Source organism: Haladaptatus ordinarius (genome assembly GCF_054177595.1).
The window spans coordinates 1-24042 of the sequence record NZ_JBPEHH010000036.1; the positions used below are offsets into that span (position 1 = coordinate 1).

The window sequence follows — 24042 nt, forward strand, 5'->3', positions numbered from 1 at the left end:
TTGGTGCTGAATGAGCGGTGAAAGCGCTCATTCAGCGATACTCACCATGAATCTCAGCTTCTCTCCGGTATCAAAGACAGAGTACTCATAGCGACTCAAGGTTCAGTTCCAATAATGACTGCATTTTGACTCATTCCTTCTTCTCAGATCTCATTTGATTAGATTTTCTCTCTATCACTGACTTATGGGTAAGAGACAGGTCTTGAGCCGCGGGAGGATGTCACCCATCTCAGGTCGTTCGTAGATGATCGGTCGACGGTTCGTACACTTCGCCTTTCTGTTTCAGTTTATCGATTTCGTGCTCGGCTTTCGAGGGGTCCATTCCGATTTCGTCCGCTCGGTCGAGGACGACTTCGACCGGCGCTCCCTCGTCGTACTCCTCTTCGATCTCCGCGATGAGCTGTTTGATGTTCTTGATGCGGTCGCGTTGGGACTTCGACGTCCCCGTCTCGACCACGTCGGCGTCGAACTGCCCCGTCTCGGGGTCGACGCCGATGTCCTGCAAGCACGACCGAACGATGTCGATGACGCGGTCTGCGTCCTCCTGCTCGACCGTGTCTGACAGCCGAACGCGGGCGCTGGCTTCCGAGAGTCGGACGAGCGCTTCCAGCTTTCGGGCCGTGACCGGGACCGGAGCGTCTTCGTCGGCACCTTTCGCACGCAGGTCGACGTAGAAATCACGGATGGCCTGGCGAGCCTCCGGTTTCATCGTCGGATAGACGTTCGATTTCGCGTAGGCAATGTACTTCCGGAGGAGCTCTGCGTCGATGGCCGGGGCGACTTCCTCCGTCTGGCTGTCGACCTCCTCTTCGGTGATGTTCGGGGCGTTGATTTCGGTTCGCTGCGTGTTCAACTCGCCCGCGTAGTTGGTCTGCAGGATGTGTTCTGCGAGCCGCGCGTCGTGGTCGGGGTCGGGCTGGTCGGTAACCGTGAAGATGAGGTCGAACCGGGAGATGAGCGCGGGTTCGAGGTCAATCTGTTCGCCGATGGGTTCGTACTGGTCGAACCGCCCGTACTTCGGGTTCGCCGCGCCGAGGAGCGAACAGCGCGATTTCAGCGTCGCGTTGATGCCGGCTTTGCTCACGCTGATTTTCTGCTGTTCTAAGCCCTCGTGCATCGCAGAGCGGTCTTCAGGGCTCATCTTGTCGAGTTCGTCGACTGCCGCGATGCCCTTGTCTGCCAGCACCAGCGCACCCGCTTCGAGCGTCCACTGCTGGCCGTCGCCGAAATCGTCGCGGACGGCGGCGGCCGTCAGCCCCGCCGAGGACGAACCCTTCCCGGAGGTGTAGACGGAACGTGGTGCAATATGTTGTATATATGATAACATTTGAGAGTTATGTGAGACGACGTTGTTCGTGAGATAGTTGTGCGTCTCCTCAATTTCGAGGTCGTACACCCAATCGTAGTCGGGTTCGACTCGTTCGATAGTGTCGATTTTTTCCCACAAAATGTCACCTTCTATCAATCGACGCAGGGCTTCCACGTCCCTCGTAACGCTCAGTGCGTCGTCGATTCGGTCGAGAATCACATCTCTCGCGTCGGCAACTTGCCCGCCATCCGGAACGATAGCGTTACGCTCGTAGTAGCTGATAGCAGTTTGTGTAACGTCCATTCCGTTTGCTAGCGTCCGTTGAGACAGACCCAGCTCGTCACGAACTGTGCTGATATCCTCCCAACTCCCACTGATGAGTTGGTCTCTGATTTCGCTGAGCTGATCGATTCGCTCTTCGAAAACAGAGACGACCTTTTGTAGGCTCTTTCGACTTGGATTTCTATCACCGCGTTCGTAATGTTGATACGTCGAGCGTGGGACGCCACAGTCGGATTGCGACAGCGCGAGTGATTCACGGATAGACCGTAACTCATCACAGGTTACTGGAATCACGTCTCGATTCGTGTTGCCAACTGTCCCGTCAAATCCGCCTGCTGCAAGTGATTTTCGGTCGGTAACGAAGCCAACGTTCTCGACGTATCTCTCGAACTGTTTTCCTCCGATTCGCAGTCGATAGCTCCCGTTTTCTCGCTCGCAGAGAGTCGGTTCGACTCCAGCCGAAAGGAGAAGACTGCCGACGTTCTGCAACAGTGTTTCACTCATCGACGCGACGGAAATTTCGCGCTGTGAGGCGGACACATGACCCTCGGAATCGAGGTACGCTCTGAGGAACGCTCGTTTCATTCCCGTGCTCGCACGCATCAACTCGTCCGGTACTTGCCGTTCTGCGGAGGGTTTCAGAATCGTCGGTTCGAGATTTTCGAGGAAACTGACGAACTCCCTAGACGAACACATTACTTCGCGGGCCGACTTTCCAACATGGGATTTTCGTTCCGTATAATTCAGACCTAATCGGTCAAGCGCGTCGCTTGCGTCGTCCAGTATCTCTCGGTCGTTGTTCGTTATCGAGACGAATCCTGTGTTGTCCTCTCGCTTTTCTACGTACCCTTCGGCGATGACGTATCCGAGTAATCTTGCGAGTGAGGGTGTCCACTTTTTCGGGCAGTCGAGTCGAATCGCGTTGTGTGATTTCGACCGACGATACCCGACTTCGAGTTCGTCGTAGCTCTCGGTCGGGATCGTCCGTGGTGTGGCGATGAAATCGCCTTCTACCAATTGATCTGCTTTCGCTGGTTGGAATCGTCCGCTCGATTGCACGAATAGCGGATGCGAAGGTGTTACTTCCAACTCTTTTCCAGATTCAGTTCGGACGCGATACATGGTGTCCGGCGCTTCCCGTTTCCAGACCTTCGTCGCACGTTTCTGGACGAGAGAACAATCATCAGTCATCGAGGGAACGCCGAAATCGACCTCTTGATATACGCCATCGTCTATCGGTTTCGGGTCATCCAGATTCGATTCGACGAGTTCTCGAATCGGAACCTCTCGCCCATCATCTAGCGTGACCCTCGTATCTCCTTTTACGCATTTCCCAGTCCCAGGGTCACCGATGAGGAGCATGTGGAGGTCGCCGCGAATCCGCGACCCGTCCGGGAGGTGTTTGGTCACGCCGGAGAACAACTGGAGAATCATCGCCAACTTCTCCTCGTCGTATCCGTAAATTGCCGGGGCGATGGAGGCGACCATCTGCTCGTAGATGTCGCTCTCGTTCGAGAGTTCGATGATCTCCTCTTTGTCCGCGTCCGTGATGTCCATGTCCTCGAACTCTTCGTCCTCGATTTTGACCGCCACGCCGTCCATGTAGACGTCGAAGACGGCGGATTTCTCCTGGGCGTTCCCCTGCTGTTCGAGGTGGAGGACGCCGGTCACCGTCACGTGGTCGCCCGGCGACACGTTGCCGGTGATGTCGTCTTCGATGTGGACGTCGATGCTCTGTGGCGTCTCGCCCCCGCGCAAGCCCTCGGGACTCTCCTGGACGCGGAGTTTCTGGGAGTCGATGAACTCGGACTGGTCGAAGTTGATGCGGAACGGTCCCTGTCGCTCACAGCCCTGACACTCGTGCGGTTCCTGAAAATCGCCTCCAGCCTGGGGGATGTAGGTCAGCGTTCCACAGCGCTGGCACTCGAACGCGGCCTCCTGAATCTTCGGTCGAACCCCCGTCGCTTTGCGGACGATTCCCTGCACGCTCACTAGCGTGTTGACGTGCCGGGCACGAATCGCACGGATTTCCGTCGTTTCCGGGAGGCCCTGCATCCGGACGTGGGCCTGTCCGAGACTCACGTCCACAGGGAGGTCGTACAGGCGAAGCGCTTCTTCGGCGTACTCCTGTAGTTGCTGTGGCTGAGCCAGATAATCGTCTGCGATGTCCGCGTCGAACCGATAGAGGTCGTCCCAGTCGATGTACAGCGAGCGCTTCTCGTTCGGGTACTGCTGTGCGAGCTCCCCGACCTCGTCGCCGTAGTACCGCCGGTAGAACTGCTCGAATCGGTCTACGAGTTCCGTGTTTTCCGCGCGAGCCATTCAGTTCCCGTTGGTGCTCGATTAGGTAAGAAGTTTCGCAATATCTACTCAGCTGTCTACCAATTCAGTGTCGAGAGCCAGCATCGCTCTCGGAACCGAACCTGGCAGATAGACGGTCTTCTCCCACGGAATCGGACGCGGACGACCTGCCCATCGGCTTCCATCAAACAAAGCAAACGACTGACACGTGACCGCGACCACCCCGTCTCGCGGATGATCTCCTGCTGGCGCATCGTCCCGTGGTGCCGTTCGAGCAGTCTCCGAACGAACGCGTCCGGCGTGAGACCGGTCTCCATCACGAGATTCGTCACCGGTAGCGGCATCGGCGACATCGACGCGCCGTGGCCCATCCCACTCGACTTTCCGTCTTCGTGCCCGGCGTTCCTGTTACACCTTATCCGTTTCACCTCCTCGGGAGCGGCGTTTCGCCACTTCTGGCGGAAGGCGGAGAGACGACACATATACAATGTGTAATGTTGTGCGATAACATAAACCATCCGGTTGTCGGTGTCGTCGTACTCACGACGATTCTATGTGAGGAACGGGTCGGTTTCGGTCACGGATAAACGACTTGCGTGGACAGCCCTGTCGTCTTTGCGGTCGGAGACGCGAGTATTGAGCATGCTTGGACCACTGACGGTCGGCAAGAAGGCAGCAAAGTTCGGATATCGACGATTCGGCAAACCCGGCGCAGTCGTGTTCGGTGCCGGTTCGGTCGGCGGCTATTTCCTCGTCAAACGGAAGTTCAAATCGAAGATGAAACAGGAGACCATCGAAAGCAACCTCGAAGACCGGGAGTCGGAGCAGACCGACGGAGGGGACGACGCGGAGCCGGACGATTCGAGCCAGCAGACCGAGTAACGAGTTACAGACGGCTGTTTTTTCGCTGCAGGAGTTCGACGCTGCTGTCGCTCTCGGCCACACTCCGCGGCGGTATCATCGTGACGCCAAAGAATGGGATCGCCCGGATTTGAACCGGGGTTATCGGCACCCAAGGCCGAAAGGATACCAAGCTACCCCACGATCCCGTACATCTTTGTATCCTCCTCTTCCTGTAAAGAGTTTCGTTTTGAACGGGCTAGCACCGAAATCGACGGGGTCGCGTGTCAGTCTTCCTCGCCGTGGAGTTCGAGGTCGGCCACGATGTCGAAAGGGTGTTTCTCCTTGCGGATGCCGTCGACGATGCGGAACGCCTCGTCGGGCGCGAGGAAGTGCGTCGTCACCACGCGGCCGAGGGGGGTCGGGGAGAAGCCGTCGATGAACTCGTATTCGAGCAGTTTGCCGAGGGCGTGTTTCGTCGGTACGTCACCGATCATCCGGTCGTTCAGGCGTTTGGCGGCCTTGCCGCCGACCGTGATGTTCGCCAACGTCTCCTCGATGGCGGCGCTCTCGTCGTAGAGCGTGCGAACGTCTTCCATCTCCCCTTTCAGGAGTTTGAACGCCACCTCGTCTTCCGACATTTCCATGCTGTTGTGGTAGCTCCCGTCGGGTTCGACGAGCACGTACACCTTGCCCCGGTCGTGGTAGTCGGGCCGCCCGGCGCGTCCGAGCATCTGGTGGAACTCCTGGACGGTGAGCCACTCGATACCCATCGCCAGCGAGTCGAAGATGACCTGCGAGGCGGGGAAATCGACACCGGCGGCGAGTGCGGCGGTCGTCACGACCGCGGCGAGGTCCTGGTCGGCGAACATGCGCTCGACCTGTTTGCGCCGTCCGTAGTCCAGTCCGGCGTGGTAGGGCGCGGAGTTGTACTCTAACTTTCTGGAGATCTCGTGACAGCGTCGCCGCGAGTTGGTGAAGATGATGGTCTGGCCGCGATACCCCTTCGAGGATTCGCGGTCGAACTCGCGTTTGACCAGTTTGTTCTCGACGTTCGGTTTCTCGCGCCCGCTCGCGAAGGTGACGTGACGCTCCAGCGCGACCGGTCGCTCTTCGAACTCCACGAGGTTCGCTTCGAGCGCCCGCGCCAGGTCCGAGGGGTTGCCGACCGTCGCGGAGAGATACACCCACTGTGCGCCACCGTACTCGTTCCGTCGTTTCGCACGCTCCTCGCAGTAGTATTTCAACCGCGAGATGAGCCCGTCGAGTCGATGACCACGCTCCTGTTCCTGGAGGGTGTGTACCTCGTCGATGACGACGGTTCCGACGTCGCCCAGGTCACGCCCGGTGCGGAGCGCGTGGTCGATGCCCTCGTAGGTGCCGACGATGACGTCTGCGTTCGGGTCGAATCGGTTGCCGTCGTCGCGCACCCGACTCGCACCCACGCGGATGGTGACGTTCACGAGGTCGCCGTACTCGTCTTTGAAGTCCTCGTGTTTCTGATTCGCCAGCGCGACGAGAGGGACGAGAAAGAGCAGTTTCCCCTGCCCGTTCAGCACGCGGTCGATGCCCGTCATCTCGCCGACGAGGGTTTTTCCGGTCGCCGTCGCACTGACGACGAGTTGATCCTCGCCGTCGAGGAGTCCGTTCTGTACCGAGAGACTCTGAACCGGGAGGAGGCTATCGAATCGGTCTTCCAGCAGACTCTGGATGCCTGGGTGCAGGCCGAGCGAATCGACCGGCACGTTCTCCACGTCCTCGACGTTCGCGCTGATCTCGTCGAACTTCGTCAGGTCGGGGTCGAGGCGTCCTTTGAGCAGGTTCGTGATTCGTTCTAGGTCCTGTACTTCCAGCAGTAGCTCTTCGAGTCGGTCCTGTGCGGCCCCGGTCAGGTCACCCCGGAACGAGAGTTCGCGCTCGAGTTCCTGGGTCGCACAGTCGGGACAGATGTACTCGTCGCCCGCGTCGATGGCCGTCTCGCTGCTGATGGGCGAGTAGCGCCCGCTGTTGGCGCAGTACCGGCAGGTACGAACGGCTTTCGCTTCGAGCTGGTACCCCGCGAGCATCTCTTCGAGTTCTTCGCGGGCGGCCCGCGAGGTCTGCTGTGAGATACGGATGCGGTCTGCGCTACGCGCGAGGTCGACGAACTCGTCGGGACTGCGCGGTTTCTCGCTCGACCCGTCTTTCTGTAGAAATCGCCCGGGTCGCGGTCCGGCGCTCGTCTCCTTTAGCTCGAGGACGGCGCGGAACAGTCGCTTGCCGTTCTGCTGTGCGACGACCAGATATCCCCGGTCGGTCTCGTGGCAGAAGAGCGTATCCACCTGCTGGGCCTGCTTCGACACGGTACGTGCTACACGGTGGAGGTATTTCAGGGATTCGAACCCGAGAGCACTCCCGTCGCGCGTGGATAGCTCTCCCGTCCCGCCGTTTTAGGCACCGCCAACGCTCTCGAAATGCACCATTGAATGCGAGTAATACGGCGATAACAGCCACGAGAACTCGGTATTCCGCCACTACCGGCTCGCAACCGGTTCATAACAAAGCCAGTTCGCTCGGAAGGCGCAGACAGCGCGTAGTAGCGCCTCAGGTGGCCCGCATGAAAGGCACGCACGACGAAGAGCTTCCACAGCGGTTCGACGACCGAATCGTCCTCGAAATCGAAGACGGCGCAGACCGCGACCGTCCGCTCGTCAGAATGCGCGATTCGAGCGACGAATCGGCGTGGGTAGCGTCGTCGATCGACGCCGTGGTATCGCTCTCCGAGCACCGCTAGACCAGTCGAATTTCGTCGTCTCCGTTCGGCACCGCACAGAGAAACGCACCTGACTCGTCGCTCTCGTTTCGATACCAGTGAACCACGCCAGCCGGAATGAGTAGCGAGTCGCCCGCGCTGACTTCGTAGGTTTCGTCGCCGATTCCGACCACGTATTCGCCCTCCAGGACGTACTGTTCGTGTTCGACTTCGTTCGTGTGTTCGGGCACTTCGGCACCGGCTTCGAGCGTGAATCGGCGAATGGCGAAGTGTGGCGCGTTCTGTTCCTCACCGATGAGGACGCCCTTTTTCAGTCCCTCGGCGGCACCGACTGCTTCGTATTCGATGTCGTCTGCTTCGCGTACGATCGGGTCGACGTCGGACATACGCGACCGTTCGCACAGAAGCGGCTAAGGTCTTTGCACTGTTTCGAGCTCCGCGTTCGGAACGAACTCCCCGTCCGGCGTCACCCGGCCCGAACTGAGCGCACAGTACCTCGCGCCGATGCCGCGTGAGGAGAGCGGCCCGCGCCGGATACACCGAAACCCGACGTTCTTCGCCGCGTTGTAGTCGTCGTTCGCCTCGTTGCCACACTTCAGACACTCGAAGTGGTTGTTCTCCACGTCCCGATTTTGCGGGTGCGTGAACCCACAGGCGGTACAGCGTTGGCTCGTGTACTCAGGGTTCACTTGCACGACCGTGATTCCTCGCTCTGCCGCCCGGTACGCTACGAACTCGAACAGGCGGTCGAACAGCCAGTCGTGGAACGGTTCGGCACTCGGAAGCATCTCGCGGACGGCTTCGAGTTCTCCGAACGCGACGACCGAACAGCCGTGTCGTTCCGCCTCTTCGACGATACCGCCGGCGACCTCGTGGAGGGCGTCTCGGGCGAAGTTGTCCGCGTGGTCGCCCGCCCGTCGGAGCGTTCGCCGCGCATTTCGTGTCTCCGTCTCACGCAGGTCGGCGCGCAGTTCCGCGAACTCGCGGTGACGGTGGGCGAGTTCGCCACCGGAGAAGAACTGCGCCGTGCTCGTCACGGCCAGATTTTCGATGCCGAGGCTGACGCCGAGAACGGTGGCGTCGTCGTCCGGCGGCTCGATTTCGGGATAGGGGGTACGAAATCCGAGGTGGAGGTCGAACTCACCGTCGCGGTAGCGCAGCACGCTCTTTGCCGGTTCCCAGCGGTCGTCGTCGAGATACCGCGACTGGTAGCCTCCCGCCGGGAAGTCGAGGGTGCAGTGAGCGCGCGCTTTCGTCGTCGTCAGACTGACGCTTCGGTCGTCGAACAGCGTCATCGTTCGCGTGTCGTAGACCACTGTCGGACTGGTGAACTCCGGCTTCTCGGTATCGTCCCGGTCGAGCGCGCGCTTTATCACCTCGGCGGCGCGGTGGGTGGCGAGGACGGCGTGCTGGCTCCCGAGGTCGGTTCGCTCGCGCAGTTCGTCGTAGGCGAGTCGTTGTACCTCGTTGCGGGTGTGACAGTTCCCCCACGCGCTGTTGACCGCGAGTTGACACCCACGCTTCCACTCGCGCACCATCGCCAACAGGCGCTCGTGGTCGTCTTCCTCGATCACGAGGCGGGTTACTGCCGTCCGCTTGAGATACTCGGAACCACTCACGCTTTTTTCTCCCCCGAGCGTCCTCTTGAATACTTCGGGTCGCGTTGAGACGGTCTCCGACCCGGCACGGAAGACGACCGACTCGTGGCGGTGTCGGTGCGCGGAAGTTTAAGACGCTCCCGCCGCTAGATACTCGTATGCGAAGCTTCAGAATCGGGAGTGCGTTCGGCATCCCGATCAAACTCGACCTGACCTTCCTCCTCATCTTGCCCGTGTTCGCGTGGCTCATCGGGACGCAGGTCGGTCTTTGGGTAGAGACACTGAACCAACTCTGGAATCTCGGGTTGACCGACGAATCTCTCTCGACAGGGGCGATGCCGTGGTATCTCGGCGGGGCCGCCGCCATCGGCCTCTTCGTCGGCGTCGTCCTGCACGAACTTGGCCACTCGGTCGTGGCGATGCGATTTGGCTTCCCCATTGACTCCATCACGCTGTGGATTTTCGGTGGTATCGCTCGCCTCACCGACCAACCGGAGAACTGGCTCGAAGAACTGCTCATCGCCATCGCCGGCCCCGTCGTCAGCATCGTCCTCGGCGTCGTCTCGTATCTCGCGCTGTTCGCCATCCCCGCTGACCTGGAGGCGGTTCGATTCGTCGTGGGCTACCTCGCGTTGATGAACTTCGTGCTCGCCGCGTTTAACCTCATGCCCGGGTTCCCGATGGACGGTGGACGCGTCCTGCGCGCGCTGCTCGCACGCACGCGCCCGTTCCCGCAGGCGACCCAGATTGCCGCCGAGGTCGGCAAGGTGTTCGCTATCTTGCTCGGCCTGTTCGGTCTCTTCGGTCGCAACTTCATCCTCATCGGCATCGCCTTCTTCATCTACATCGGCGCGTCCAGCGAGGCCCAGCAGACCGTCCTCTCGGCGGCGTTTCGTGACGTCCGCGTCCGCGACGTGATGACGCCTGCGACAGACCTGAAAACCGTCTCACCCGACACGTCCATCGCCGACTTACTGGAGATGATGTTCAAACAGCGCCACACCGGCTACCCCGTGGTGCGTGACGGCGAACTCGTCGGGATGATAACGTTAGACGACGCCCGTGCCGTCCGAGAGGTCGAACGCGACGCCTACACCGTCGAGGAAGTGATGTCCACCGACGTGAAGACGATTCCCGCGGACAGCGACGCGATGGACGCGCTCGAAACCATTCAACAACACGGCATCGGTCGCCTGCCCGTCATCGACGTGGACGGAAACGTGGCGGGTATCATCTCCCGCACCGACCTGATGACCGCGTTCGACATCATCAAGAGCAGTGGTCGTTCGGAGGAGGATTTCACACCCCGCGAACAACCGTCGTGACCAGGCGTCGCTTGGTCACTCGTCCAGGGACACCGACCCGTCCGGACTCACGAGTCGCGGATTGGATTGCGAGACGGGATGGGGTCTGAATCCGGACACTCGATCTTTCACGCCGAAACTGTTGTGCAGGGTGTACGCCGGGAGGTGGACGCGCTGTTCGAGGATGGTCCGGATGCTCTTTTCGTACAGTCGCTTGCGCTCTTCGTGGTTCGCCGTCTGCCGGGCGTTCTCGATTCGCTCCATCAGGCTCTCGTCGCGGTAGTAGGTGCCGTTGGTCAGCCCCTCGTTGTTGCTGTGGAACAGGGGATAGAGGAACGTATCGGGGTCGGGATAGCCCGCCCACGAGCCGACGAACATCGCGTAGTTACCCTGGTCGCCGGTGGTCGCGAGTTCGCGGAACTTGGGCCACGGATACTTCTCGGTTCGAGCTTTGCGAAAGCCCATCTTCTTCAGGCCGTGGACGATGGTCTCGGCTATCTTCTCGCGCATCTTGTCGCCCGAACTCTTCGTCCCTGGCACCGCAATCTTCGGACTCCACGATTTCACCCCCGCCTCCTCTTTGATGAGTTTCTTCGCCTCGTGGTGGTTCTTTTTCTTCGGAATCGTCTTCCACTCCTCGACGGGCATGTTCCACGACGTTGCGACCTGTCGGGGGAGGGGACTGTACTGTCGCCGTCCCGCCGGTTCGACCACGTGTTTTACCAGTTCGTCCATCGAGAGGAGGGCGTCGATGCCCTCGCGCACCGTCGGCTTCGCGGTCGGCGTCCCGCTGCTACAGTTGAAGCCGACGAAGTGGTAGTGGTAGCTCTCGGTTGAGACGACCTTCGAGTCGGGAAAGTCCTTCGTCGTCTGCCAGAGCTTCGGCTGGATTCGCTCCACGACGTCGTTTTGCCCCGTCTTCAGGCTCATCGTCCGCGCCAACCCGGCGTGGTTCGGGACGAACTTCGCTCGTCGAATCGCCTCACCCTGCGACCGCCAGTGGTCGTTCCACGCCGTCAGGGTGGCGTACTTGCCGGGTTTGAATCGGTCGAGCCGGTACGGACCCGACCCGAGCGTCGTCGTCTTCCCGAACGCCTTCGGATTCTGCTCGCGCACCGCCTTCGGCACGACCGGCCGCGTCAGCGCGTGCCCGAATCCCGGATAGGGATGTTTCAGGACGAACTCCACCGTCCTCTCGGAGGGCGTTTTCACCGTCTCTATCGTGTCGACGTGCCACTTCGTCGGTGGCGGCGTCTCCTCCTGATTCGGCTTCTCGTAGCTGTATTTCACGTCCTCGGCGGTCACCGGTTTGCCGTTCTGGAAACGCGCCTCCTCACGCAGTTCGATGGTGTATCGTTTCCCGTCGTCACTCGTCTTCGGATTTCCCTTCGCCAGTACCGGGACGAGGTTCATGCCGTAGTCGTAGGTGTACAGCCCTTCGAAGACGAGCGACTGCACCTGTCCCGACCACGGGTCGTCCACGGCGATGGGGTCTACGGAGACGGGCGTGAGCACCTGTGCGTAGCGCAACTGCTGACCGGAATCGCCAGCGACGCCTGCACAGCCCGCGAGCGCCGCCGACCCGGCGACTGCGCCGATTCTCTTCAGTGCGGTACGACGGTCCAGTTCGCGCGTGTTCTCGTTCATGGTTACTCACTCAAACCGGGAATCGCCTCTTCGATGGGCTGTCGTTCGAAGTAGATCAGTTCGACACCGATGACGACGACCGCGATGACGAGCACGAGGAAGAACGTGCTCGGACTGTTCAGATAGAGGTTGTATAGCAAGAGCGGGAAGAAAGCCACACAGCCGAGCATGCCGACGACCGGCAGGGCGACGACCATGTCGTCGACCTCGTCGCGCTCGCGGAACGCCAGATAGCTCATCGCGCCGAAGACGGCGATGAACGCGAGCGACGCGAAGGAAGTAATACTGCGGAGACTGCCGTACACCGCGAACGCCGCCGAGAGAACGCCCAGAACGACGACGAGTTTCGAGGGCACTCCCTCGTCGTCGCTCGCACTGAATCGGTCGGGCAGGAGTCCCCTGTCGATGAGGTCACGGGAGAACTGCGCCCCGCTGAACAGCGTGGCGTTCACCGCGCTGGCGGTCGAGAACAGCGCCGAGATGCCGATGACGAACGCGCCGAGAGACCCCATGAAGGGGAGCGCGGCGTACAACAGCGACACCTCGGGTGACACCGCGATGACCGACAGTTCGAGGAGGCTGACGGTCGTGAACGCCACGAGGACGTACAACAGCGTGGCTATCGGAATCGAGACGTAGATGGCCTTCTTGATGTTCTCGGTCGGATTCTCGAACTCCGACTGGTCGTACATCAGTAACTGCCAGCCCTGGAACGCGACGAACGACATCGCCGCGCCGATGATGGGGCTGAACCCGAGTTCGGAGAACCCGAGATTCAGCGTCTGGCCGGTGTAGGCGAACCAGACGCCCCACGCGCCGAAGATGGCGATGACGCCGACCTTGAAGAAAGAAAGCACGTCCTCGACTTTCCCCGTCTCGGCGGCCCCGAGAAGGTTCAGACCGACGAACAGGCCGATGAGCAACACCGAAATCGCGTTCGGAACCGGGGCGACGAACTCGTAGTTCACGACCGGGATCACCATCGCGTAGTTGAGTCGCCCCACGAGTTCCGAGAAAAAGGACGAAAAGGCGTAGGCGTACAGGGCCATCGATCCGATGTAGCCGAACAGGAGCGTCCACCCCGTCATCCCTGCCGCCGTCGAATTCTCCACTATCTCTTCGATGTACGTCGGTGCGCCCCCCTTGTCGTCCACCAGTTCGTTCAACTTGACGTAGCTGTACCCCGCGCACATCGCGATGAATCCGGCGACGGCGAACGCCAACCACGCGACCTTCCCGGAGATCGCGACGACGATACCGAACGCAGAGTAGATGCCGCCGCCGATCATCCCGCCGAGGGCCATCGCTACGGCTTCCTTTAGATCGAGCTTCTCGCCCATGTGTCGTTCATGTGGATGAAGCCCTGCCAATCTGATGGCTGAATATTCAACCGGTTTCAAGTCCGGCCGGGAGACTCCCCTCCACGGTCAGTCAGGACCGCCATTCCCGTCCCCGTCCATCTCTGTTCCATCCACCGTCTCCGGTGCGAGCGTGTTCCGAAGGACGTTCGCGTGTCCGCGACGCATCCGCTGGGAGACGGACTGGGTCGTGATGTCGAACTCCTCGGCGAGTTCGTCCATCGTGATTCGGCGTGGGACTTCGAAGTACCCCTTCTCCAACGCCACCACGAGCGTATCCCGCTGTTCGGGCGTCACCTCGTACTCGCCGTAGGTCGTCGGATTCGAGCGGTCGAACACCTGCCGCAGGTTCATCGAGAGTGCGTCGTCACAGTGGTCGTAGAACGTCGATAGTTCGTCCCGGTCGGCGAACGAAAGCCGCAATCGCCAGTGGTCTCCCTCGCTCTTCGCGTGGACGACCGTCGCATCCACCGCCGCGAGCCCTTCTGTGAGATGTTCTACGTTCTCCGTCCACCGCGCACGGTAGAACCGCTCGTCGATGGCCTCCTCCAGCGTTCGTATCTCGGTCACCGTCTCGTCCTCTCGAAGCGCCCGTTCGAAGGCGTCGAACTCCTCACCGATGGCTCGAAAGTACGGCGTCAGCCCCGACTTGCCGTGCATGACCATGCGCTCGATCTCGATTTTGATGCCGGGGACGGTGCTCGTCGCGTGGCTGAGCACGAAGTCCTCGGACCGGATTCCGAAGTCGGCAATTGCGCTCACGGTCGTCCTTTTTCTCCAAACACGTATGACTATTTTCGCCGAACAAGGGGTGGCTCCATCACGAGGCGACCCGACTCACCGCGACCGCTCGCCCAGAGAATATTGCTGAACGAGTCGTTCTCGATTCGTCTCTCGTCGTTCGATTACAGCGATTTTACGATTCTCACGATTTACCGACGCTCCCGGAGACTGCACGAGACCATCGCTAACGGCGGTGTACCGCCCAATCTATCGTCGTTTGACGCCGATACTATATCTCTCTCGCTGTGAAATTTTGAAGTTTTATTTCAATAACTTTAAAGTGGCACTGGTTTCTGCGTACTGTTGTCATGGTAAATCATGCCAAAGACGACGACCGCGGTGGCTGGTGCCGACGACGGTTTCTCCGGACGACCGGTGTCGCGTCGATAGGCGCGGCGTCCACGGCGGCCACTGCTACCGCTCGACGGCGCGGCGAACGGACGAACCGATTCCGCGGCATCGCCGCGGAGACGTACCGCTACTTCGAGCGGTTCACGAACGCCGAGACGGGGTTGACCCCGGACAAAGTCGCCGAAGACGGCGACGGGTTCGACGTCACGCGGCGCACGTCTCCGACGAACGTCGGGATGTATCTGCTCAGCACAATCGCGGCGGACGAACTCGGCTTTCTGACCCACGACGAAGCCGAACGGCGAATCGAGACGACCCTCGATACGCTGGAGAACGTCGAGACGTGGAACGGCCTGTTCTACCGCTGGTATCGCACGGACGATACGACCATCGACGTGGATTTCGGCGGCGATTTCATCTCGACCGTCGACAACGGCTGGCTCTCCGCCGGGTTGGTCGTCGCCGGGCAAGCCTACGACGGCCTCTCACAGCAGGCGTCGTCACTGCTCGATTCGATGGACTACTCGACACTCTACGACCCGACCGTCTACGACATCTTCCACCCCGACGACCCCTACGCCGGGCCGGGCCAGATGTACGGCGGCTACGACGTCGGCGAAGGCGAGTACACACCTCATCACTACGGCGCGTTCAACACTGAACCTCGCGTCGCGAGCTACGTCGGCATCGGAAAAGGCGACGTTCCGAAAGAACACTGGTGGGGGATGTTCCGCACCTTTCCGCCGACCTCGGATTACGACTGGACGAATCAGCGACCCGAGGGCGAGTTCAGGACCTACGACGGCGTCGAAGTGTTCGAAGGCCACTACGAGTATCTCGGCGTGGAGTACGTCCCGAGCTGGGGCGGCAGCATGTTCGAGTCGCTCATGCCCTCGCTGGTGCTCAAAGAGCGCGAACTCGGCACCGACGCACTCGGGCTGAACGCCCGTCGCCACACCCAGATTCAGCGAGCGTACGCGAACGAACAGGGCTACCGAGCGTGGGGTTTCTCGCCCTGCGATACGCCGGACGGGTACGGCGCGTTCGGCGTCGAACAGGCTGGCATCTGGGGATACAGCGAAAACGGCTTCGTCACGCCACACGCCTCGTTCCTCGCGGTCGAAGACGCCCCGCAGGCGGTGTTCGAAAACGCCCTCGAACTCCGTGACCTCGGAGCGTACGGCGACTTCGGCTTCTACGATTCGGTGAACGTGACCGATGGGACGGTGACCAAGACCTATCTCGCGCTCGACCAGGGGATGACCGTCGCGGCGCTTGCGAACCACCTCACTGGTGGCGTCCTCCGCGATTACTTCCACCGGGACGAGGTCGGAAAACGACCGGCGGACGTGCTGGCCGTCGAAGAGTTCAGTATCTGAGGTCGTCCAGCGCGACCTCCGAGCCAGTGTCTGCGCTCTCGTAAATCGCTTCGATGACGCGCTGGACGGTCACACCTTCTTCGAGCGTGCTTCGCGTGTGCTCGCGCTCGTCGGCGACGACCCCGGTGAAATACTGCCACTCGGCGGTGAACGTCTCGCCGTTGCCGAAACTCAGGTCGCGGCCTTCGAGTGGCGGATACGTCACCGTCTCGTCCGAGACGCCACTGCGATTCGTCGAGCGGAGCGTGAGGTCGCCACCCATGATGGAAAACTCCGCGCCGGACTCGTCGCCGAGCACCTGCACCTCGCGGCTCACCTCCGAGTTGCTCGCCCACGCACACTTCAGGTGTATCGTGGCGTCGTCGGCAGTTCGGATGAACGCCCGGGCGTTGTCCTCGACGTCGAACTCTTCGGGGTCGCCGAGGTCGACGTTCGGTGCGTGGGTCGCGGTGTACTCTTCTTTCGTGCCGAAGTGCGCGCCGGTAGAGGCGCTCACCGTTTCGATTTCCGGGAAATCCAGCAGGTGAAGGCCGAGGTGGAGGACGTGGACGCCGATGTCGATGAGCGCGCCACCACCGGCGGCGCTCTTGCTGGCGAACCAACTGCCGTACCCCGGAATCCCGCGCCGGCGGACGTAATCGAGATTCAGTTCGTACACGTCGCCGAACTCCCCGTCGTCGATCATCGATTTCACCGCTGTCGCGTGGGGCGCGAACGGGCGCATGAACCCGACCATCACGGTTCCGTCGCTCGCGCGCTCGGCGGACTCGATTCGCTCGGCCGCCGCCAGGTCGTGAGCGAGCGGTTTCTCCACGAATACGTCGACGTCGGCTTCGAGGGCCGCGACGGCGCAATCGGCGTGATAGACGTTCGGTACGGCGACGACCACCGCGTCGAGGTCCTCGTTCGCTATCATCTGTTCGTGGTCTTTGTACTGTGTGTCCACGTCGTGGGTCGCCGCGAACGCCGCGCGAACGTCCGGGTCGATGTCGGTTATCGCCGCGATGTCGTGTCCCAGCGAGTCGACGGTCTCCGCGTGCCAACCGGCGACGGTGCCGCCGCCGACGAATCCGATGTCGAGTGTGTGCATCGATACACACCCTCTCCCAGAGCTATAAAAATTTTTGGTTGAATTACTACTGCAACTTTTTTCACAGGGTATGTCGTAGTCGCTCCCGAGATGGTAGGAACTAGCATACAGTTGTACTCGCTCCGAGACCTGGGTATGTCGCTCCCGGCCCTCATCAGCGAAGTCGGCAACACTACGTTCGATGGCGTCGAATTCGCCGGATTAGGAGAATCGTCCCCGTCCGCGATTGCCGCGGCGCTGGACGACGCGGGCCTCACCGCCACCGCTGCCCACGTCGGCATCGACGAACTCGAATCGTCGTTCTCGGAGACGCTCTCGCGCTATCGGGAGGTCGGCTGTGAGACACTCGTGGTCCCGTATCTCGACGAGACACACTTCGAGTCGCGCGAGGCGGTCGAAGCGACGGCCGAACGTCTCTCGGACCTCGCCGAGCGAGTCGCCGCCGAAGGACGCACGCTCTGTTATCACAATCACGACCACGAGTTCACGTCGCTCGACGGCCGTTCGGCGTTCGACGTGCTTGTCGAATCGACCGACGACAGCCTCGAATTCGAACTCGACCTCGGCTGGATAGACGCCGCAGGCCGTGACCCGGCAGTGGTACTGGACGAGTTGGGTGAGCGCGTTCCGCTGGTTCATCTCAAAGACGTTCGCACTGCCGACGGGACGCCGGTCGAACTGGGCGACGGTGACCTCGACGTTCAAAACGCCGTGCGCGCCGCGCGAGACGCCGACGTTCGATGGCTCATCTACGAGCACGACCAGCCAGCCGACCCGGTTCGGTCGCTGGCACACGGCTCGCAGCGACTCGACGAACTCCGACGCGAATTCTTCTGACTCCGTCTCGTCCACCGTCCCGCGTTTCTCCTCGAACTCCCGACCAGATGTGATAGATATTGTAGTGTTAGTTCAACCAAAATTTTTATTTGCCCCCGTTCATTTGTGAGTGGTATGCCAGGGCGTAACAATCAGGCGGACGGTGACGACGACATCCTTCGACGACGGTTCATCCAGGGTTTCGGGGCTGTCGGACTCACCGCTAGTTTGGCCGGGTGTGGCGGCCAGAGTGCAGGTGGCGACACAGGTGGAACACAGTCGGGGAGCGTTGCGACGACCCAGAAAAATACGGGTACTCCCGACCAGAGCGGAAAGCCGAAAGACGACACGCTGAGCGTCGCCCAGTGGGCGGTCCCCAAAGACTCCCAGTACAACCCCTACAACGACAAGAACGGTGCGGAACCACGTCGTGTGCTGTACGACCGGTTCATGAAGTACAATCTCCAGAAACGGGAGTACACCGGGTACGCTATCTCCGACTGGTCGGCTGACGGTTCCGAGGTGTCGCTCACGGTGCGCGACGGGTTGAAGTGGCACGACGGCGACGACGTGACCGCGACTGATCTCGTGACGAAGTTGAAACTCGACCTGTACACCGGCGGGTCGCTGTCGAACTACGTGGACGAGATCAGCAAGGCGGTTACCAAACAGAGCGAGAAGAAGGTCACGCTGAAACTCTCGCAGAAGGTAAACGAGGAGATAGTCCTCGCGTTGCTCCAGCCAAAGCGGATGAACGTGAAACACGCCGAGTACAAAAAACACCTCCAGGCGTTCGAACAGGCGTCGGGCGACGAGGAGATTAGTAAGGCTCAGGACGACCTCTTCAACCGGAAGGTGAAAGAACCGATCGGCAGTGGCCCGTTCACGTTCGAGAACGCCGATTCGCGCCGAACGCTGCTCACCAAATTCGACGACCACCCGGACGCGAAGATGATCAACTTCCCGAAGATGGAGTATCTCTACCTGCCATCGAACCAGAAGCGCTGGGACGCGCTCATCAACGGGAAGACGGACGGCTCCGCGACGCTGTTCATGCCGCGGAACAAACTCAACCAGCTTCCGGACTCGGTTCGCGTCGGCCTCATCGCACGCCACACGGGTCTCGGTCTGGTTTTCAACCACGAACACGAACACTACGGCCAGCGGACGGTTCGACAGGCCATCGCATACGTCATCGACCGGCAGGCGGTCGCGACTAACTCCGGCGCGGGCACCGACTCCAAGATTCCCGTCGAGATTCCAAGCGGCCTCACCAAGGGCCAGACGAACGCGGTGAAAGACAAGTGGCTGAACGGTGTCGCCGGGAAGTTCAACAAGTACGAGACGAACACCGAGAAGGCGGCGTCCCTCCTGCGCGACGCCGGATTCGAGAAGAGCGGCGGCACGTGGCAAGACGAGAACGGCAAGCCACTGAAAGCGCCGGTCAAGGCTCCCTCCGGCTTCACCGACTGGGTGACCGCCGCGGAGACGTTCGTCAGCCACTTGAAAGAGTTCGGCATCCAGGCCCAACTTCTGGCGAAAGACACCTCGACCTACTGGGGCAAAGACTGGGCGAACGGAAACTTCACGCTCGCCCTCGGTGGCTGGTCGGACTACAGCCAGAGCTACCCCTTCTTCCACTTCGACTACCTGTACGACAGCACCGACTCGAAGAGCATCTGGAAGGCACCGCGGGAGTTCGACGTCGCGCCGCTGTCGAACCCCTCGGGGTCCAAACAGTCCGTGAAACCGGCCGACCTCGTCCAGCAGCTCTCGCAGGCGAAAAACGAAAAACAGGCGATCCAGACCATACAGAAGCTCGCGTGGGTGACCAACCGGGAGCTTCCGGTGTTGCCCCTCCAGGAGAAGCTGGCACAGACGTTCCTCACCGACGACGACTGGAACGTTCCGCCGCGAAACAGCCCCAAGTTGCAGGTGTACTGGCCCGCCCCGTGGCTCACGCGCGAGGGTGACTGGTCGGCCAAACGCAAGTAACACCTGTCCTCGTTTCCATGAATGCGAACTACATCGTCAAACGAACCGGACAGGCCATCTTCACCGTCTTCGCCGTCATCTCGCTGACGTTCGGGTTGATTCGGCTGCTGCCGGGCGGGCCGATGGACTACCTGCGAGCGAAGCTCATCCGACAGGGAAGCGGCCTGTCGCGGGAGCAGATAGAACAGCGCATCGCGGCCCAGACGAATCTCGCCGTGGACGAACCGATATACGTGCAGTACGCGGACTACATGGGGTCGGTGTTGCAAGGCGACCTCGGCACTTCGACGTGGCAGAACGAACCAGTCACCGACATCCTGGTCCAGGCGATTCCGTGGACGGTGTTCATCATGGCGACGTCGCTGTTCGTGATGTTCGTCGTCGGCGTCGTCCTCGGCGCGTTCATGGCCTACCGCGAGGGAAGCCGATTCGACGTGTCCGCGACCGGCGTCTCCCTGCTGTTGAATTCGACGCCATACTACGTGGTGGCACTCCTGTTGCTCACGTTTCTCGGCTACCGATTCAGCATATTCCCCACGCAGGGGCACTACGCCTCGGGGATCGAACCGGGCTTGACCCCGGCGTTCATCATCAGCGTGCTAGAGCACGGAGCCTTGCCCATCCTCTCGCTCGCCATCACCGGCTTCGGCGGGTGGGCGCTGAATATGCGCGGTAACAGCGTCCGCGTGCTCGGCGAGGATTACCTTCGAGTTGCCCGACTGCGGGGACTCTCGGAGCGGCGCATCGCCATGCGCTACGTCGCCCGGAACGCCATCCTCCCAATGTACACGAATCTGATGATCGCCATCGGTGCGGTGTTCGGCGGTTCCATCATCTTGGAGCAGATATTCGCGTATCCCGGCGTCGGCTACTACCTCATCCGCGCCATCGGTGCGCGCGACTATCCGATGATGATGGGCGCGTTCATGGTCATCACCATCGCGGTCGTCATCGGCGTCTACATCGCCGACCTGACCTACGGCATCGTCGACCCACGGGCGAAGGGAGGTGGGTCGCGTGAAGCATACTGAGTCTCCGTCCTCGGACTTCGAGACGGTCTCGGACACGACGCTGACGCGAACCGAACGCTACCGCGAGACGTTCGAGGAGTTCGTCCTCGCCCCGGCGCGGGTCGTCTGGACGGACTGGCGAGCGCGCATCGCGATGTTCATCATCACGCTCTACGTGCTGATGGGGACGGTCGGCGTCGTGTTCGTCCAGTCACCGACACCGAATCAGGGGCCACAGCTCGTCGGCGCGTTCCGCACGATGCAGCATCCGCTCGGGACGACCTGGTCCGGTGAGAGCATCCTCTCGCAACTCGTCCACGCGACGCCGCCGATGCTGAAGATGATAACTTCCGGTGCGGTGTTCACGGTCGCAGTCGCAACGGTCGTCGGAACCGTCTCGGGCTACAAGGGCGGCGTCGTGGACAGCGCGCTCATGCTGATGACCGACGTCGTGCTGACCATTCCAGGGCTACCGCTCATCATCGTGCTGGCTGGCGCGCTCTCGAACACGCTCAGCGGGAATCCGTTCGTCATCGGAATCTTGCTGTCGGTCAACGCGTGGGCCGGGCTGGCGCGGTCGCTTCGCTCGCAGGTGTTGACCCTGCGAGACGCCGAGTACGTCGAGGCGTCTCGCGTCATGGGTATCTCGACGCCGAAGATAATCACGTACGACATCGTCCCCAACCTGATGCCGTACATCACGATGAACTTCGTCCAGACGGCGCGAAACGTCATCTTCGGCTCCGTCGCGCTGTACTTCCTCGGCATCCTCCCGTACGACAAAGCGAACTGGGGCGTGATGATGAACAGCGCGTACAAACAGGCCGGGGCGGTGTCCTCGCCGTCCGCGTTCCACTGGCTGCTGATTCCGATGCTCGCCATCATCGTCCTCGGGCTCGGGTTGACCCTGTTCGCACAGGCAGCAGACCGACTGTTCAACCCCAGAGTGCGGGCGCGACACGCCCAGACCGTCAGCGAAATCGACGCAGAGGGAACCGACACCGACGACACGAAGGGGATGACATGACGATGGCACACACACGACAGACGACGACTGACGCAGACACGACGAATGACCCGGAATCGGACGTGATACTGGAGATGCGTGACGTGAACGTCACCTTCGGGATGGACCGGGGGACGGCACACGTCCTGGACGACGTGAGCCTCGACGTGCGGCGTCGGGAGATCCTCGGCGTCGTCGGCGAGAGCGGGAGCGGGAAGTCGATGCTCGCCTCGGCGATGCTCGACGCGGTCGAAGAACCCGGCGAACTCACGGGCGAGATAACGTACTACCCCGACGAGGGCGACCCCGTGGACTTACTCGACCTCACCGACGAACAGCTGAAACGACTTCGCTGGGAGGAGATTTCCATGGTGTTCCAGGGGGCGTTGAGTTCGTTCAACCCGACGATGCGAATCCGGGCCCACTTCGAAGAGACGCTCTCGGCTCACGACGCCGACGTCGCCGCCGGGATGGAGCGCGCCCGAGAGTTGCTCTCCGACCTCTATCTCGACCCGGAGCGGGTGCTGGATTCGTACCCCCACGAGCTTTCGGGTGGGATGTCCCAGCGGGCGCTCATCGCACTCAGTCTGGTGCTAGAGCCGAACGTCCTCGTGATGGACGAGCCGACGGCGGCGCTCGACCTGCTCATGCAGCGGTCGATACTGAGCCTGCTGTCGGACCTCCAGGAGAAGTACGACCTGACGGTCGTGTTCATCACGCACGACCTACCGCTGGTCGCTGGACTCGCAGACCGGTTGGCCGTGTTGTACGCCTTCCAGATCGTCGAACGCGGTCCGGCAGACCAGCTCATCCGGAACGCGGCCCACCCCTACACTCGCGCCCTGCTGAAGGCGGTGCCGAACCTCGATGCGCCGCTCTCGACGATGCGACCCATCGAGGGGTCGGCTCCCGACCCCGTCAACATCCCGATGGGGTGTTCGTACGCCTCCCGGTGTCCACTGGCCGACGAGGAGTGCCGGGCGAACGACCCCCACTTCCACGACGTGGCCGACCAGCACGACGCCGCCTGTTTCAACTGGGAGCAGGCAGTGGACGAGATTCAGTTCGAAATCGGAGGAAAGAAACAATGAGCCACGACGACCCGGTCGTCTCGCTGAACGACGTGGAAGTACACTTCGAGAAAGAACAGAGCATCCTGGAGTTCTTTCAGGACCCCGACTCCGTCCACGCCGTCGACGGCGTCTCGCTCGACATCGCAGAGAACGACGTGGTCGCCCTCGTCGGCGAGAGCGGCTGTGGGAAGACGACGCTCGGCAAGACGGCCATCGGACTCCAGCGACCGACCGGCGGGAACGTCACCTACCGCGGCCAGGACGTCTGGGAGGCGAAAGATGGCGGTGGGGATGTTCCGTTCGACGAGATTCGAAAATCCTTGCAGGTGATTCACCAGGACCCCGGTGGCGCGTTGAACCCCAACCGGACGGTGATGAAGAGTCTCACCGCGCCGCTAAAGCGGTGGCGCGACGACATGAACACCGAAGACAGGCGGGCGCGGGTGCTCCGGATGCTCGAACGAGTCGGGATGGAGCCACCGGAAGATTACGCCCGTCGCTACCCCCATCAGCTCTCTGGCGGTGAGCAACAGCGCGTCGCCCTGGTTCGCGCGCTGTTGATGAACCCCGACCTCATCCTCGCGGACGAGGCCGTGAGCGCGCTCGACGTCTCCCTGCGGGTGGAGATAATGGACCTGATGCTCGAATTGCAAGACCAGTTTGGCACCTCGTTTCTCTTCATCTCCCACAACCTCTCGAACGCACGCTACCTCGCGGAGAAAGCGGATGGCCGAGTCGGCATCATGTATCTCGGGGAACTGGTCGAAATCGGCCCCGCGGACGAAGTGCTCAGCGACCCCAAACACCCCTACACGAAGGTGTTGCGGTGGGCGACGGCCGACCTCGATCCGAGCGACCAGGGTGCGACCGAACCTCCAGTCAGAACCATCGACGTTCCCGACCCGGTCGACCCGCCGAGCGGCTGTCGGTTCCACACCAGGTGTCCGGAGGCGCGCGAGGTCTGTACCCGCGAGTCGCCGACTATCGGCGAGGACGGCCACTGTGTCGCCTGTTTCCGTGACGACCCCGACCACGAGTACTGGGAGAGCGACCCGATAGAGGGAGCGGAATCCGAACGACTCCCGGCCGGGACGAACTCCTGACCCCGTCGAACCACGACGTGAAACTCGATTGCGAAAGCTACATTG

General features: G+C 61.3%; 19 protein-coding genes and 1 tRNA gene. 10 read left to right on the forward strand and 10 right to left on the reverse strand.

The features are described 5' to 3' along the window. Positions 1 to 229 precede the first annotated feature (229 nt). Both ACR3FF_RS14285 and ACR3FF_RS14290 read right to left on the reverse strand, forming a co-directional pair. Positions 230 to 3913 (reverse strand): LAGLIDADG family homing endonuclease, encoded by a 3684-nt coding sequence (locus ACR3FF_RS14285; protein ID WP_458188760.1) that lies wholly within the window; start codon positions 3911 to 3913, stop codon positions 230 to 232. 56 nt (positions 3914 to 3969) lie between these two features. Next, complete coding sequence (locus ACR3FF_RS14290) at positions 3970 to 4374, reverse strand: helix-turn-helix transcriptional regulator (protein WP_458188761.1); 405 nt, start codon at positions 4372 to 4374, stop codon at positions 3970 to 3972. A gap of 160 nt (positions 4375 to 4534) precedes the next feature. On the opposite strand from ACR3FF_RS14290, the gene ACR3FF_RS14295 reads away from it, so the two are divergent. Then, positions 4535 to 4774 carry a hypothetical protein gene (locus ACR3FF_RS14295; RefSeq protein ID WP_458188762.1) on the forward strand — a complete coding sequence of 80 codons (240 nt, stop codon included), beginning with the start codon at positions 4535 to 4537 and terminating at the stop codon, positions 4772 to 4774. 94 nt (positions 4775 to 4868) lie between these two features. Here the strand turns inward: ACR3FF_RS14295 and ACR3FF_RS14300 are convergent. After that, positions 4869 to 4941 (reverse strand) — tRNA-Pro (locus ACR3FF_RS14300). 78 nt (positions 4942 to 5019) lie between these two features. Then, entirely contained in the window at positions 5020 to 7074 is a 2055-nt protein-coding gene (locus ACR3FF_RS14305) for a DEAD/DEAH box helicase (protein WP_458188764.1), read from the reverse strand. Positions 7075 to 7328: 254 nt separating this feature from the next. Here ACR3FF_RS14305 and ACR3FF_RS14310 point away from each other — a divergent pair, with 254 nt between their 5' ends. Continuing rightward, positions 7329 to 7505 carry a hypothetical protein gene (locus tag ACR3FF_RS14310; protein ID WP_458188765.1) on the forward strand — a complete coding sequence of 59 codons (177 nt, stop codon included), beginning with the start codon at positions 7329 to 7331 and terminating at the stop codon, positions 7503 to 7505. Here the strand turns inward: ACR3FF_RS14310 and ACR3FF_RS14315 are convergent. Beyond that, positions 7502 to 7870, reverse strand: coding sequence for a cupin domain-containing protein (locus ACR3FF_RS14315; protein ID WP_458188766.1), 369 nt, complete (start codon positions 7868 to 7870; stop codon positions 7502 to 7504). The genes ACR3FF_RS14310 and ACR3FF_RS14315 overlap by 4 nt on opposite strands. A gap of 24 nt (positions 7871 to 7894) precedes the next feature. Beyond that, positions 7895 to 9103, reverse strand: coding sequence for an RNA-guided endonuclease InsQ/TnpB family protein (locus tag ACR3FF_RS14320; protein WP_458188767.1), 1209 nt, complete (start codon positions 9101 to 9103; stop codon positions 7895 to 7897). A 137-nt stretch (positions 9104 to 9240) separates the two neighbouring features. Between ACR3FF_RS14320 and ACR3FF_RS14325 the strand changes: the two genes are divergently transcribed. Beyond that, positions 9241 to 10407, forward strand: coding sequence for a M50 family metallopeptidase (locus ACR3FF_RS14325; protein WP_458188768.1), 1167 nt, complete (start codon positions 9241 to 9243; stop codon positions 10405 to 10407). A gap of 15 nt (positions 10408 to 10422) precedes the next feature. Here ACR3FF_RS14325 and ACR3FF_RS14330 read toward each other — a convergent pair whose 3' ends face one another. The 3 genes from ACR3FF_RS14330 to ACR3FF_RS14340 all read right to left on the reverse strand — a co-directional run bounded on the left by ACR3FF_RS14330 (position 10423) and on the right by ACR3FF_RS14340 (position 14153). Next, the gene (locus ACR3FF_RS14330) at positions 10423 to 12033 is read right to left on the reverse strand and encodes an ABC transporter substrate-binding protein (protein ID WP_458188769.1); all 1611 of its coding nucleotides are present in this window, start codon (positions 12031 to 12033) and stop codon (positions 10423 to 10425) included. Between the two features lie 2 nt (positions 12034 to 12035). After that, the gene (locus ACR3FF_RS14335) at positions 12036 to 13373 is read right to left on the reverse strand and encodes an APC family permease (RefSeq protein WP_458188770.1); all 1338 of its coding nucleotides are present in this window, start codon (positions 13371 to 13373) and stop codon (positions 12036 to 12038) included. A gap of 87 nt (positions 13374 to 13460) precedes the next feature. Next, complete coding sequence (locus tag ACR3FF_RS14340) at positions 13461 to 14153, reverse strand: helix-turn-helix domain-containing protein (protein WP_458188771.1); 693 nt, start codon at positions 14151 to 14153, stop codon at positions 13461 to 13463. 329 nt (positions 14154 to 14482) lie between these two features. Here ACR3FF_RS14340 and ACR3FF_RS14345 point away from each other — a divergent pair, with 329 nt between their 5' ends. Then, complete coding sequence (locus tag ACR3FF_RS14345; protein WP_458188772.1) at positions 14483 to 15904, forward strand: glucoamylase family protein; 1422 nt, start codon at positions 14483 to 14485, stop codon at positions 15902 to 15904. On the opposite strand, the gene ACR3FF_RS14350 is transcribed toward ACR3FF_RS14345, so the two are convergent. Continuing rightward, positions 15894 to 16994 carry a Gfo/Idh/MocA family protein gene (locus tag ACR3FF_RS14350; protein ID WP_458188773.1) on the reverse strand — a complete coding sequence of 367 codons (1101 nt, stop codon included), beginning with the start codon at positions 16992 to 16994 and terminating at the stop codon, positions 15894 to 15896. The genes ACR3FF_RS14345 and ACR3FF_RS14350 overlap by 11 nt on opposite strands. A 90-nt stretch (positions 16995 to 17084) precedes the next feature. Here ACR3FF_RS14350 and ACR3FF_RS14355 point away from each other — a divergent pair, with 90 nt between their 5' ends. The 6 genes from ACR3FF_RS14355 (at position 17085) to ACR3FF_RS14380 (ending at position 23997) form a co-directional block, all read left to right on the forward strand. After that, positions 17085 to 17831 (forward strand): sugar phosphate isomerase/epimerase family protein, encoded by a 747-nt coding sequence (locus tag ACR3FF_RS14355; RefSeq protein WP_458188774.1) that lies wholly within the window; start codon positions 17085 to 17087, stop codon positions 17829 to 17831. Between the two features lie 114 nt (positions 17832 to 17945). Next, positions 17946 to 19805 carry an ABC transporter substrate-binding protein gene (locus ACR3FF_RS14360; RefSeq protein WP_458188775.1) on the forward strand — a complete coding sequence of 620 codons (1860 nt, stop codon included), beginning with the start codon at positions 17946 to 17948 and terminating at the stop codon, positions 19803 to 19805. A gap of 17 nt (positions 19806 to 19822) precedes the next feature. After that, on the forward strand, positions 19823 to 20836 hold the full coding sequence (locus ACR3FF_RS14365; RefSeq protein WP_458188776.1) for an ABC transporter permease: 1014 nt from the start codon (positions 19823 to 19825) through the stop codon (positions 20834 to 20836). Next, positions 20823 to 21842 (forward strand): ABC transporter permease, encoded by a 1020-nt coding sequence (locus ACR3FF_RS14370; protein ID WP_458188777.1) that lies wholly within the window; start codon positions 20823 to 20825, stop codon positions 21840 to 21842. Before ACR3FF_RS14365 ends, ACR3FF_RS14370 begins: the two co-directional genes overlap by 14 nt. Before the next feature lie 2 nt (positions 21843 to 21844). Then, entirely contained in the window at positions 21845 to 22912 is a 1068-nt protein-coding gene (locus ACR3FF_RS14375; protein ID WP_458188778.1) for an ABC transporter ATP-binding protein, read from the forward strand. Continuing rightward, the gene (locus ACR3FF_RS14380; RefSeq protein WP_458188779.1) at positions 22909 to 23997 is read left to right on the forward strand and encodes an ABC transporter ATP-binding protein; all 1089 of its coding nucleotides are present in this window, start codon (positions 22909 to 22911) and stop codon (positions 23995 to 23997) included. Before ACR3FF_RS14375 ends, ACR3FF_RS14380 begins: the two co-directional genes overlap by 4 nt. Positions 23998 to 24042 lie beyond the last annotated feature (45 nt).